12 protein-coding genes are annotated in these 12,597 nt (G+C 66.2%); 6 read left to right on the forward strand and 6 right to left on the reverse strand.

Features of this window, described 5'->3' with window-relative positions; all coding sequences use genetic code 11:
• Positions 1-42 precede the first annotated feature (42 nt).
• Positions 43-726 carry an orotate phosphoribosyltransferase gene (gene pyrE / locus ACM1PE_RS30570; RefSeq protein WP_118933236.1) on the forward strand — a complete coding sequence of 228 codons (684 nt, stop codon included), beginning with the start codon at positions 43-45 and terminating at the stop codon, positions 724-726.
• On the opposite strand, the gene ACM1PE_RS30575 is transcribed toward pyrE, so the two are convergent.
• From ACM1PE_RS30575 to gatC, 5 genes are all read right to left on the reverse strand, one after another.
• On the reverse strand, positions 699-1,250 hold the full coding sequence (locus tag ACM1PE_RS30575) for a type II toxin-antitoxin system VapC family toxin (RefSeq protein ID WP_419342051.1): 552 nt from the start codon (positions 1,248-1,250) through the stop codon (positions 699-701). The two genes, pyrE and ACM1PE_RS30575, sit on opposite strands and share 28 nt — an antisense overlap.
• Positions 1,247-1,495: a hypothetical protein gene (locus tag ACM1PE_RS30580; RefSeq protein WP_059380002.1), complete on the reverse strand. Its 249-nt coding sequence runs from the start codon at positions 1,493-1,495 to the stop codon at positions 1,247-1,249. The genes ACM1PE_RS30575 and ACM1PE_RS30580 overlap by 4 nt, the downstream gene beginning before the upstream one ends.
• 99 nt (positions 1,496-1,594) lie before the next feature.
• Positions 1,595-3,052, reverse strand: coding sequence for an Asp-tRNA(Asn)/Glu-tRNA(Gln) amidotransferase subunit GatB (gene gatB / locus ACM1PE_RS30585; protein WP_059380003.1), 1,458 nt, complete (start codon positions 3,050-3,052; stop codon positions 1,595-1,597).
• Positions 3,053-3,056: 4 nt separating this feature from the next.
• The gene (gatA, locus tag ACM1PE_RS30590; RefSeq protein ID WP_251878226.1) at positions 3,057-4,592 is read right to left on the reverse strand and encodes an Asp-tRNA(Asn)/Glu-tRNA(Gln) amidotransferase subunit GatA; all 1,536 of its coding nucleotides are present in this window, start codon (positions 4,590-4,592) and stop codon (positions 3,057-3,059) included.
• 3 nt (positions 4,593-4,595) lie between these two features.
• The gene (gene gatC / locus ACM1PE_RS30595) at positions 4,596-4,904 is read right to left on the reverse strand and encodes an Asp-tRNA(Asn)/Glu-tRNA(Gln) amidotransferase subunit GatC (RefSeq protein ID WP_054456891.1); all 309 of its coding nucleotides are present in this window, start codon (positions 4,902-4,904) and stop codon (positions 4,596-4,598) included.
• 227 nt (positions 4,905-5,131) lie between these two features.
• On the opposite strand from gatC, the gene ACM1PE_RS30600 reads away from it, so the two are divergent.
• From ACM1PE_RS30600 to rodA, 5 genes are all read left to right on the forward strand, one after another.
• Positions 5,132-6,175, forward strand: a complete 1,044-nt coding sequence (locus ACM1PE_RS30600) for a rod shape-determining protein (protein WP_006216320.1) — start codon at positions 5,132-5,134, stop codon at positions 6,173-6,175.
• An 84-nt stretch (positions 6,176-6,259) separates the two neighbouring features.
• Complete coding sequence (gene mreC / locus ACM1PE_RS30605; RefSeq protein ID WP_042796087.1) at positions 6,260-7,144, forward strand: rod shape-determining protein MreC; 885 nt, start codon at positions 6,260-6,262, stop codon at positions 7,142-7,144.
• A complete protein-coding gene (mreD, locus tag ACM1PE_RS30610; protein WP_059380005.1) occupies positions 7,131-7,697 on the forward strand; it encodes a rod shape-determining protein MreD in 567 nt (188 codons plus the stop codon). The genes mreC and mreD overlap by 14 nt, the downstream gene beginning before the upstream one ends.
• Positions 7,698-7,712: 15 nt before the next feature.
• On the forward strand, positions 7,713-9,638 hold the full coding sequence (gene mrdA, locus ACM1PE_RS30615) for a penicillin-binding protein 2 (protein WP_419342053.1): 1,926 nt from the start codon (positions 7,713-7,715) through the stop codon (positions 9,636-9,638).
• A complete protein-coding gene (gene rodA / locus ACM1PE_RS30620; RefSeq protein WP_059380007.1) occupies positions 9,638-10,774 on the forward strand; it encodes a rod shape-determining protein RodA in 1,137 nt (378 codons plus the stop codon). Before mrdA ends, rodA begins: the two co-directional genes overlap by 1 nt.
• A gap of 767 nt (positions 10,775-11,541) precedes the next feature.
• Here rodA and ACM1PE_RS30625 read toward each other — a convergent pair.
• The gene (locus tag ACM1PE_RS30625; protein ID WP_059378320.1) at positions 11,542-12,594 is read right to left on the reverse strand and encodes an Ldh family oxidoreductase; all 1,053 of its coding nucleotides are present in this window, start codon (positions 12,592-12,594) and stop codon (positions 11,542-11,544) included.
• Positions 12,595-12,597: the final 3 nt, after the last annotated feature.

Raw genomic sequence — 12,597 nt, forward strand, 5'->3', positions numbered from 1 at the left:
CGGATAAAATGCTGGCGTTTGCCATCTACCGGACCTTTACGCATGCCCGCCGCCCAATCTTCCGCCACCGCCCTGGATTTCGTCCGCTTCGCCTTGAACGAGGGCGTGCTGCGCTTCGGCAGCTTCAAGGTCAAATCGGGTCGAATCAGTCCCTATTTCTTCAATGCGGGCCTGTTCAACAGCGGACGCTCGGTCGGCAAGCTGGCGCAGTTCTACGCCCAGGCGCTGCTGGATTCGGGCGTGGAATTCGACATGCTGTTCGGTCCGGCCTACAAGGGCATCCCCCTGTCCACGGCTACCGCCGTGGCGCTGGCCGGCCACCCGGACATGAAGGGCGGCGACGTGCCATTCGCGTACAACCGCAAGGAAGCCAAGGACCACGGCGAGGGCGGCACCCTGGTCGGCGCGCCGCTCAAGGGCAAGGTCGTCATCATTGACGACGTGATCACCGCGGGCACCTCGGTGCGCGAGTCGGTCGAGATCATCCGCGCCGCCGGCGCCGAGCCGGCCGCCGTGCTGATCGCCATGGACCGCATGGAACGCGCGGGTCCCGACGACGCGCTGTCGGCGCATTCCGCCGTGCAGGACGTGGCCAAGACCTACGGCATTCCGGTGGTGTCGATTGCCTCGCTGTCGGACATCCTGGCGTTGCTGCAGGATGATGCGTCGTTCGCCGAACACCGCGAGGCGGTGTTGGCTTATCGGACGAAGTATGGGGTGAAGTGATCGGGCATGCGCCAGTTGGGGGCGTCTGCCTTGTTGTTCGCCGAATAGCGAGCGCTTTCGGCGTCGAAGGAGCCGTATTGGACGATAGGCTCCGTCAAGCGGGACAGAACTCCCAGGATATCGAGGTTACAGGCCTGGGCGGCCTCATGAAGTCGCTGATCAAAGGTGGCCAGCGTCGCGCCCAGGGTAGTCGCCAGTTCCAGGTATGACGCGTCATAGACGGTGAGCCGGTATTCCCGGGCTAGCGAGACGCTCCGAGAAAGCCAAAGTTGCGTTGGGCGCGATTCCTCGATGATGGGAACAGCCTCCAGAATTTCTCGGAACCGCGCCAGCATGCCGGCGTCCGCCATTCCCGTACGCTCTGCCCGCAATGCTCCGTGGGCGATTTCCAGCGGCCATATGGTTGGCACGCACACGCTGTAGGTGTCGAGATCCTGCAGAATGCGGAACGCCTTGGTACGTAGCGGCTGATCGGGCAGGTTCATCCAGTTCAGGGCGACCGAGGCGTCGAGCACCAATTTCATTCGTGCACCGGCTTGACGGCGGCCCACCAGCTTTCATAGGTGGGATGCTCGATTCCCGGGAACGTCGCGAGCGATTCCAAGGCTTGGTGTGCCTTCTCGCTCATCATGGGGTTGACTGCTTTTATCTGGGCGTAGGGTTCGCCTTCGTGCATGATGACGATGCGAGATCCGTCTCTCGCGGCGACTAGCAGAGTGTCGAGCGTGTCTTTCAGGCGCTCAAGGGGTACTTCAACATAAGGGGTCATGTCTGCCTCCGGCCAGTAGTTGATCTGGCCATTCTCGGCAAAAAAAAGGCTGCGGCAATGCGCCGCAGCCCCTTATCAGACCGATCCTCAGTAAAAGCGTCAGCTATCCAGCTTCTGCTTCAACAGATCATTCACCTGCTGCGGATTCGCCTTGCCGCGGGCGGCCTTCATGATCTGGCCGACCAGCGAATTGAACGCCTTCTGCTTGCCGGCCCGGTACTCTTCCACGATGGCCGGGTTGGCGGCCAGCACCTCGTCGATCATGGCGCCGATGGCGCCGGTGTCGCTGATCTGCTTGAGGCCGCGCGCCTCGATGATGGCGTCCGGCTGACCCCCGTTTTCGCCGGCCCACATGGCGCCGAAGACTTCGCGGGCGATCTTGTTGGAGATGGTGCCGTCGATGATGCGGCCGATCAGGGCGGCCAGCGCCGGCGCCTGGACCGGGGACTCGGCGATGCTCTTCTCGTCCTTGTTCAGGGCGGCAGAGACTTCACCCATGACCCAGTTGGCGGCCAGCTTGGCCTGGCCGGCCGGCAGCGCGTTCGCCACCGCCTGGAAGTAGGCGGCGAGGTCGCGGCTGACGGTCAGCTGGGCGGCATCGTAGGCGGGCAGGCCGTATTCGGATTCGAAGCGGGCGCGCTGGGCGGCCGGCAGTTCGGGCATGGCGGCGCGGACCTCGTCGACCCAGGCGCTGGAGATCACCAGCGTGGGCAGGTCGGGGTCGGGGAAGTAGCGGTAGTCGTGCGCGTCTTCCTTGCTGCGCATGCTGCGCGTTTCGTCGCGGTCGGCGTCGTACAGGCGGGTTTCCTGGACCACCGTGCCGCCGTCCTCGATCAGCTCGATCTGGCGCCGCGCCTCATAGACGATGGCGCGTTCCAGGAAGCGGAACGAGTTGACGTTCTTGATCTCGGTGCGGGTGCCGAATTCCTTCTGGCCCACAGGGCGGACCGACACGTTGGCGTCGCAGCGGAACGAGCCTTCCTGCATGTTGCCGTCGCAGATGCCCAGCCACACGACCAGGCTGTGCAGGGCGCGGGCGTAGGCCACGGCCTCGGCGGCCGAGCGCATTTCGGGTTCCGTCACGATTTCCAGGAGCGGCGTGCCGGCGCGGTTCAGGTCGATGCCGCTGCCGGGGGCGCCGTTGGCCAGGCTGAAGTCGTCGTGCAGGGACTTGCCCGCGTCTTCTTCCAGGTGAGCGCGCGTCAGGTTGACGGTTTTTTCTTCCTCGCCCACGAAGAACGACAGCGAACCGCCCACGACCACCGGCAGCTCGTACTGGCTGATCTGGTAGCCCTTGGGCAGGTCGGGGTAGAAGTAGTTCTTGCGCGCGAACACCGAACGCGGCGCGATGGTGGCGCCCACGGCCAGGCCGAAGCGGATGGCGCGTTCGGCGGCGCCGCGGTTCATGACCGGCAGGCTGCCCGGCAGCGCCAGGTCGACCACGTTGGCGTGGGTGTTGGGCGCGGCGCCGAATTCGGTGCTGCTACCCGAAAAAATCTTGGAGTCGGTGGAAAGCTGGGTGTGCGTTTCCAGGCCGATGACGATTTCCCAGTTCATGTTCTCAGCCTTGCTGGACCGGGGCACGCGTGTGCCAGTCCGTCACTTGTTGGTAGCGGTCGGCGACGGCCAGCAGGCGGCCTTCGTCGAAGTAGTTGCCGATGATCTGGAGACCGACGGGGCGTTGGTTGCCAGCGCCGCCGAAGCCGCAAGGGATCGACATCGCAGGCAGGCCGGCCAGGCTCACGCCCAGCGTGTAGACGTCGGCCAGCCAGTCGGCCGTGGGATCGTCGCGGTTGTCGCCGATGTTCTTGGCCACCGTGGGCGTCACCGGGCCCATGATCACGTCGCACTGGTCCGCATAGGCGCGCTGGAAGTCCTGCGCGATCATGCGGCGCAGGCGCTGCGCCTGCAGGTAGTAGGCGTCGTAGTAGCCGTGGGACAGCACGTAGGTGCCGATCAGGATGCGGCGCTTGACCTCGTCGCCGAAGCCTTCGGCGCGCGAACGGCTGATCATTTCGTTCAGGTCGCCGTACTGGGCGGCACGGTGGCCGTAGCGCACGCCGTCGTAGCGCGCCAGGTTGCTGGACGCTTCGGCGGGGGCGATGACGTAGTAAGCGGGAATGGCGAGTTCGGTGCGCGGCAGCGACACCGGCACGCGCACGGCGCCCAGCGCCTCGAACTGGACCAGCGCGGCTTCGACCGCGGCGGCCACGTCGGGGGCCAGGCCGGCGCCGAAGTACTCGGCGGGCACGCCGATGCGCAGGCCCTTCAGGGGCTGGCTGCCGGCGGCGTCGAAACGGCCCTGGGCCGCCTCGAAGTCACGCCGGACGCGGCCGGGCGCGTTGGCGGCGGCGTCGCATTTTTCCAGGCTGGTGGCGTCGCGCGGGTCGAAGCCGCTGATGACGTCCAGCAATTCGAGCAGGTCGCGGGCGCTTTCGGCCAGCGGGCCGGCCTGGTCCAGGCTGGAGCCGAAGGCCACCATGCCGTAGCGGGACACGGTGCCGTAGGTGGGCTTGATGCCGCTGACGCCGCACAGGGCGGCGGGCTGGCGCACCGAGCCGCCGGTGTCGGTGCCGGTGGCGGCGGCCACCAGGCGGGCAGCCACGGCAGCGGCTGAGCCACCCGAGGAGCCGCCGGGCACGGCGGCATGGTCCCAGGGGTTCTTGACGGCGCCGTAGGCGGAGTTCTCGTTGCCGGAACCCATGGCGAATTCGTCGCAGTTCAGCTTGCCCAGCGACACGGCGCCGGCCTCGCCCAGGCGTTCGACCACGGTAGCGTCGAACGGGCTGACATAGCCGTCGAGCATCTTGCTGCCGGCGGTGGTGCGCCAGCCGCGGGTGACGAAGGCGTCCTTGTGGGCGATCGGGATGCCGGCCAGGGGGCCGGCCGAACCGGACGCCAGCGCGGCGTCGGCGGCGCGGGCCTGGGCCAGCGTCAATTCGGCGTCAATATGTAAAAAGCAATTCAGGCCGCTGGCCGCTTCGGCGGCCGCCAGGCCGCTTTGGGCGAGCTCGACGGCGCTGATCTGGCGTTGCGCAAGGGCCGCGCGCAGGGCGGCGATCCCCTTGAATTGGGTGTGCAGAGCGGGTTTCGTCATGACTTAATCCAGGACCTTGGGAACCAGGAACAGGCCTTCCTGGGCGTCGGGGGCGTTGGCCAGCAGCTCCTCGCGGCGGGCCTCCGAGCTGGGTTCGGTCACGACATCTTCACGCAGGCGCAGCACGATGTCCTCATGGGCGGACAGCGGGTGGGCCAGGGGTTCGACCCCCTGGGTATCGACGGACTGGAGCCGTTCGATCAGGTGGAGGATGCCGTTGAGTTCGGCCTGCGCGACGGTGCGCTGGTCGGGGGTCAGTTCGATTCTGGCCAGCCGGGCAATGCGGGCCACATCTGTGTCATTGAGCGCCATGGGGGATTGCAAATCGATAAGCGAAGGCCGAGGGGCGGGACAGGGCAGTATGCATATGCCGAACCCGTTACAAAGCTTGAATAGCCTGCATTTATGCGCTATTTCCGGGGAAATTATAAGTTATGATTCACGGTTTAATCGCCGTGATGAAAGGCGGACCCGTTGTTTTACGGGCCCTACGCCCCGCGGCATGTACCTCATTCCCCCCAGAATTTAGCTGAGCTCCCATGTTCGGATTCCTGCGCAGTTATTTTTCCAGCGATATGGCGATCGACCTCGGTACCGCCAACACGCTGATCTACGTCCGCGGCAAGGGCATCGTGCTCGATGAACCGTCCGTGGTCGCAATCCGTCATGAAGGCGGTCCCCACGGCAAGAAGATCATTCAAGCCGTCGGCCATGAAGCCAAGCAGATGCTTGGCCGCGTTCCCGGCAATATAGAGGCCATCCGGCCCATGAAGGACGGCGTGATCGCCGACTTCACGGTCACCGAGCAGATGCTCAAGCAGTTCATCCGCATGGTGCACCCCCGCAACATGCTGGCGCCCAGCCCGCGCATCATTGTTTGCGTACCCTGCGGCTCCACCCAGGTCGAACGCCGCGCCATCCGTGAATCGGCCCTGGGCGCGGGCGCGTCCCACGTCTTCCTGATCGAAGAACCCATGGCCGCGGCCATCGGCGCCGGCCTGGCCGTGTCCGACGCCAGCGGCTCCATGGTGGTCGACATCGGCGGCGGCACCACGGAAGTGGCGGTCATCTCGCTGGGCGGCATGGTCTACAAGGGTTCGGTGCGCGTCGGCGGCGACAAGTTCGACGAAGCCATCGTCAACTATATCCGCCGCAATTACGGCATGCTGATCGGCGAGCCCACCGCCGAACTGATCAAGAAGGAAATCGGCTCGGCGTTCCCGGGATCCGAAGTCCGCGAGATCGAGGTCAAGGGCCGCAACCTGGCCGAAGGCGTGCCGCGCAGCTTCACGGTTTCGTCCAACGAGATCCTCGAGTCGCTGACCGACCCGCTGAACCAGATCGTTTCGGCCGTGAAGATCGCGCTGGAACAGACCCCGCCCGAACTGGGCGCCGACATCACCGACAAGGGCATCGCCCTGACCGGCGGCGGCGCGTTGCTGCGCGACCTGGACCGCCTGCTGCAGGAAGAAACCGGCCTGCCCGTCGTGGTCGCGGACGATCCGCTGACCTGCGTCGTGCGCGGTTGCGGCGAGGCGCTGGAACACCTTGAGAAACTGGGCGCCATCTTCATCAACGACTAATTTTGCCCGCCAGCCCGGAGCCCCGCTTTTTCACGGCTCCGGCCGCTGCCGGAGCGACGGACGCGGGCGTCCGGGCTGAGATTCATGCAACGACAAGGGACTCCTCCCCTATTCAGGCGCGGCCCACCTGCGGAGGTGCGGCTGGTCGTTCTGGTCGTCCTTGCGTTGGCCCTGATTGTCATGGATTCGCAATGGCGCATGCTGGAACCGGCGCGCCGGGCGATGTCCGTGGCGCTGTACCCCTTCCAGCGCGCCGTCATGGCGCCGCGCGACCTCGTCCAGCAAGTGAACGAATGGGTCAACGCGGCCAATCTCATCCGTAGCGAAAACGAAGCCTTGCAGCGCCAGCGCATCGAGCTGGCCCAGGTGACCACGCATGGCGCCCAGCTGGCTGCCGAGAACTCGCAGCTGCGCCGGCTGCTGGGCGTGACCGATACCGTGGCGCAATCCGCCGTGGTGGTCGAAGTCATGTACGAACCCACCAATGCGTTCACGCAGCGCCTGGTGTTCAACAAGGGCAGCAAGGCGGGCCTGGCCCCGGGCATGCCGGTCATCGACGAAGGCGGCGTGGTCGGGCAGATCGTGCGCGTCACGCCCATGACGGCCGAGGCGGCCCTGGTCACCGACGAGCAGGTCTCCATCCCCGTGCAGCTGCTGCGCAACGGCCTGCGCCTGATTGCGTTCGGCGGCAACTCGCCGGGCAAGATGGAAGTTCGTTACCTTGCCGCCAACGCCGACATCAAGGAAGGCGATACCATCGTCACCAGCGGCGTCGGCGGGCTGTTCCCGGCCGGCCTGCCGGTGGCCAAGGTGACCTCGGTCGAACGCGATACCGCTTCCGGCTTCGCGCGCGCCGTATGCGAACCGCTGGCCCATCCCGAACGCTACCGCCACTTCCTGGTCCTGCAGGTCGATGTGGAGCGCGCCGAGTCCAACCGTCAGGAGGTCGATTCCGGTGGATCGGACTAATCAATCCTCGGGGCAGGCCGCGCGCCGCCTCGGCACCCCCAGCAACGTGCAGCCCGACCGGCTTTCCGGCCCGGCGCACGGCGTGTTCGTCTGGGCCACGGTGCTGGTGGCGTGGCTGGTATCGCTGCTGCCCTGGCGCCTGTGGCAGGGCGCGCCCGACATCCTGCTGCTGATCATCGCCTTCTGGTGCGTGCACGAGCCGCGCCGCGTCGGCCTGTTCACCGCCTTCTTCTTCGGCCTGCTGATGGACGTGCACGACGCCGGCCTGCTGGGCGAACACGCGCTCTCGTACACGCTGGTCGCCTACGGCGCAGTGGTGCTGCACCGCCGGCTGCAGCGCTTCGACCTCTGGAGCCAGGCCATGCACATGCTGCCTGTGTTCTTCATCGCCCGCTTCGTGACCCAGATCATCCATGCATGGCTGGCCGGCAAATGGCCGGGCTGGGACTGGGGCATCAGCGTGCTCCTGACCACCGCCTTGTGGCCGCTGGCGGGCTGGGTTCTGCACTTGCCGCAGCGCGGTGTCGACGACGCTGAATCCTCCTCCGCCTGACGGCGGCGCCGCGTCATGTTCGAATTCAAGAAAACTGGCCAGCAGCAGAAGCAGCGTTTCCGCCTGCGCGCCTGGGTGGGCGGGCTATTCGCGCTGGCCTGCTTCGGCGTGCTGATCGGCCGGTTCTGGTACCTGCAGGTCGACCGCTACGAAGGCCTGTCGGAACGCGCCGACCGCAACCGCATCGCGGTCGTGCCCATCCCGCCGCGGCGCGGCGAGATCCTGGACCGCAACGGCGAGGTGCTGGCGCGCAACTACCGCACCTATACGCTGGAGGTCGTGCCGGCCCATGCCGGCAATCTGAGCCAGCTGTTCGAACGCTTGACCGAGGTCGTGTACATCAGTCCGGCCGACCAGCGCCGCTTCAAGCGCCGCGCCGCCGAGTCCAGCCGCTACGCCAGCCTGCAACTGCGCAACAACCTCAACGAGACCGAAGCCGCCTGGTTCGCGGCGCATTCCTTCCAGTTCCCCGGGGTGGAGCTGCGCGCGCGCTGGGTGCGCGAGTATCCGCAGGGCGCGTCGGCGGGCCATGTGGTCGGCTATATCGGCCGCATCGCCGAAGGCGACAACGAAGAGCTGGAGCGCGCCGGCCAGTTGGGCAACTATCGCGGCACCGAGGTCATCGGCAAGAAGGGCATCGAGAAAACCTGGGAAGAGCAGCTGCACGGCCGCACCGGCCTGGAAGAGGTCGAAGTGACCGCGGGCGGACGGCCGATGCGCACGCTGCGCCGCATCGATCCGGTGCCGGGCTCCGACATCATGCTCTCGATCGACCTGGGCCTGCAGAAGGTGGCCGAAGCGGCTTTCGAGGGACAGCGCGGCGCGCTGGTCGCCATCGATCCCGACACCGGCGAGGTGCTGGCCTTCGTCTCTCAGCCTTCGTTCGATCCGAACCTGTTCGTGGACGGCATCGACGTGGACAACTGGCGCATGCTGAACGAGTCGCCGGATCATCCGCTGATCAACCGGCCGCTGTACGGCACCTATCCCATCGGTTCGACCTACAAGCCTTTCGTGGCCCTGGCGGCGCTCGAACTGGGCAAGCGCCGCGCCACCGACCGCATCTCCGACCCCGGTTACTACGAGTTTGGCGGCCAGAAATTCCGTAACGCCGGCGGCGCGGCCTATGGCATGACGGACATGCACAAGGCCATCGTCGTGTCGTCCGACACCTACTTCTATTCGCTGGGCCCCGAGATCGGCGTGAACGCACTGCACGATTTCACCAAGCAATTCGGTTTCGGCCAGATCACCGGCATCGACCTGGAAGGCGAAAAGCGCGGCGTGCTGCCCTCGACCGACTGGAAGCGCTCGGCCTACAAGGACAAGGACCGCCAGCGCTGGTACGCGGGCGAGACGATTTCCGTGGCGGTGGGGCAGGGTTACAACGCCTTTACGCTGCTGCAACTGGCGCAAGGCACGTCCACGCTGGCCAACAACGGCCTGTACCGCCGCCCGCACCTGGTGCACGCGGTGCGCGATCCGCGCACCGGCGAGGCCAAGCCCACCGAGTCCGCGCCCGACTATCGCATTCCCCTTAAGCAGGCCAACGTGGACGTGATCAAGAACGCCATGGCGGACGTGGTGCGGGCCGGCACGGCGCGGCGCGCGTTCGCCAACACCCCCTACCAGGCAGCCGGCAAGACCGGCACCGCGCAGGTGTTCAGCTTGCGCGGCGGCCATTACCGCGCCAGCGCCATTGACGAACGTCTGCGCGACCACGCCTTGTTCATGGGCTTCGCGCCGCTTGAGCATCCGCGCATTGCGGTGGCGCTGATCGTCGAGAACGCTGGCTGGGGCGCGAGCGTCGCCGCCCCGGTCGCGCGCAAGGTGTTCGACTATTGGCTGGCCAAGGACCGCCAGGACAAGATCGTGCGGCCCGACCGCGCCGACCCCCTGGCCTCGGTCGACGAAATCGCTTCCGACGTGGTGCGCCGATAATGAAACGCCTGGGCCTTATCCTGCTACGTGTGTTCACGGCCTTCGATTGGCCGCTGCTGGCGATCCTGCTGATGTTCGCCGCGCTGGGCATGACGGTCATGCATTCCGCGGTGGGCGGCACCGACTGGCGCTTCGCCGAACAGTCGCGCAATTTCATCATCGCTTTTTTCGCCATGTGGACCATGGCCCTGATTCCGCCGAAGTGGCTGATGAAGCTGGCCTTGCCTTTCTACGTGGTGGGTGTGGTGCTGCTGCTGGGCGTGGAGTTCTTCGGCGAGACCAGCAAGGGCGCGACCCGCTGGCTGAACCTGGGCGTGACCCGCATCCAGCCCTCCGAGATGATGAAGATCGCCGTGCCCATGATGCTGGCCTGGTATTTCCAGCGTCACGAAGGCGCGGTGCGCATCCGCGACTTCCTGGCGGCCGCCGCCATGCTGGCCGCGCCCTTTGGCCTGATCGTGCTGCAGCCCGACCTGGGCACGGCCCTGCTGGTGTTCGGCGCCGGCTTCTTCGTGATCTATTTCGCGGGCCTGTCGTTCAAGCTGCTGGTGCCGGTCATGCTGGCGGGCATCATCGGCATAGGCACGCTGATCTACTACGAAGACCAGTTATGCGAGCCCGATGTGGACTGGGTGGTGCTGCACGACTACCAGAAGCACCGGGTGTGCACGCTGCTCAATCCCAGCTCCGATCCGCTGGGCAAGGGCTTCCATACGATCCAGTCGATGATCGCGGTGGGCTCGGGCGGGGTGTACGGCAAGGGTTACATGAAGGGCACGCAGACGCACCTGGACTTCATCCCTGAACGCACCACCGACTTCATCTTCGCGGTGTACGCGGAAGAATTCGGACTCTACGGCGGCATCGCCATGCTGGTGCTGTATGGCCTGATGATGGCGCGAGGACTGACGATCGCGTCACGGGCATCGTCGCAGTTCGGCAGGTTGCTGGTTGGGGCGCTGACGATGATGCTGTTCATCTATGTGTTCGTGAACGTGGGGATGGTGACGGGGATTCTGCCTGTGGTGGGGGTGCCGTTGCCGTTCATGAGCTATGGGGGGACGGCTTTGTTCACCATGGGGATTGCGTTTGGGATCATGATGAGTATTAGCCGGCATCGGTCGGTTAAGACTTGATCTTTTTGGCGGCCGGGGGTTCTTCGTAGGTCGCCCGTCGGCGCGGGCGGCGTGGCGGCTCGCGCCCACGATTGCGGTCCGGAGCGTTCGCTCCGGACTGCCCCGTCGTCATCTTCGTCCAGGCCTTCGGCCTTCCCTTCAGATTCCCTCGGGCGCATCGAGGTTGCGAGCCGCCACGCCGCCCGCGCCGACGGGCTACGTACGTCTTGGTTCGCTGCGCTGCTGGATCTGTGGTCGGTGGCGACTCTTGCATCGCCCGTTGCCTACGGCCGCGCGGGCGGCCGTAGGCAACATACATGGTTGTGGGCGTCGTGGCGATGGTCGCTAGCGCGTTTGCGGAGGGCGGTTTGCTAGTGGCCGCTCATCGTTGGGGGTGGGGGCGGTGATGGGTGGCGCGCGGCGGGCAGCGGTATGCGCTTGAAGACTCTCGCGCGCGCGCCACCCATCCGGCACCGTGGCTTAGCGGCAGGTGATGATCAACGGCCTGGTGACGTTCGGTGATGAGCAGCCACCTGCGAGGCGTTAATGCTGACAGGTGTTTCATGTGCGCGCAGCGCCATCCTCAACCGCAAGACACTGCGGAAGCCTCGGAAGGCCGCCCGCGCGGCCGGCCCGAGGCGAGCCCCGCAAGACCCACCGCCATACCCCGCCCGTTGCCAGAACGCCAAGCACATCGCTCGCCGCCGACGCGACGGGCGTCTTAAGAGCCCAAGACGCCCGAAAGCAAGCAAGCAAACAAACGTTACCCGCAAGAGCCGCCTACAACCTCAAGCAGGCAACGCCTCAGGCACCCCAAGGTCGACGGCCAGCTTGGTAAGCCCATCCCAGATCCGGCTATCAAACGTCAGCGTGTCCTCGTTCAGCGCCCGGTTGCGAGCTTCGTACTCGCCCGGATACTGCACGCCTTCGACGCCCGGTTGCGGCTTGCAGGCGTGCAGGTAGTCGATGAATGCGCCCACCTCCATCGACCGCCAGTCCGTGTTGAAGTCCACCTGCGGATCCAGCAGCAGCGCGAACATGTTGTTCGTCGCCACGCCGGTGCGCGGATGCTGCGGCTGGATCGTGCCGCCGCCGGACAGCACGCCGGCCAGCAGTTCGGCTACCAGGCCCAGCGCGTAGCCCTTGTGGCCGCCGAACGGCAGCAGGGCGCCGGGCGGGTCGGTGAACAGCGCGTTGGGATCGGTGGTCGGATTGCCCTGGGCGTCGATCAGCGAGCCCGGGGGCGCCTGCTCGCCCTTGGCGGCCAACACGCGCGCCTTGTTGACGGCGATGGAGCTGGTGGCCATGTCCACGATGAACGGCGGACGGCCGCCGGGCAGCGGGCCGGCGAAACACAGCGGGTTGGTGGTCAGGCAGGCCTGCGCGCCGCCGAAAGGCGCCACGGTGGGCGAGCGGTTGATCACGTTGGTGAAGGCCAACAGGATCAGACCCTTGGCCGCCACCATTTCCCCGTAGTGGCCCATGCGACCCAGGTGATGGCTGTGGCGCAGGGTCAGGATGCACTGGCCGTGCTCTTGGGTGCGCTCAATGGCCTTCTCGATGACGACCTTGCCGACATATTGGCCCAGCCCGTGGTGGCCGTCATAGGCCAGCATCGCGCCGCGGTCGTTGACCAGTTCGGGCCGGCCGTCGGCCTGGGCCAGGCCCTCGGACAGCACGCGCCGGTAGTTGGTCAGGATGGACAGCCCGTGACTGGTGTAGCCGACCCGGTCGGACTCGACCAGGTGCTCGGCCACGTCGCGGGCGATGTCCTCGGGCACGCCCTGCGCCATCAGCACGCGGCGACCGTATTCATTGGCTTGGGCGATCGAAATCTTCATAAT

This window comes from Achromobacter sp. PD1 (assembly GCF_048541815.1).
GTDB classification, from domain to species: Bacteria; Pseudomonadota; Gammaproteobacteria; order Burkholderiales; family Burkholderiaceae_B; genus Achromobacter; species Achromobacter bronchisepticus_A.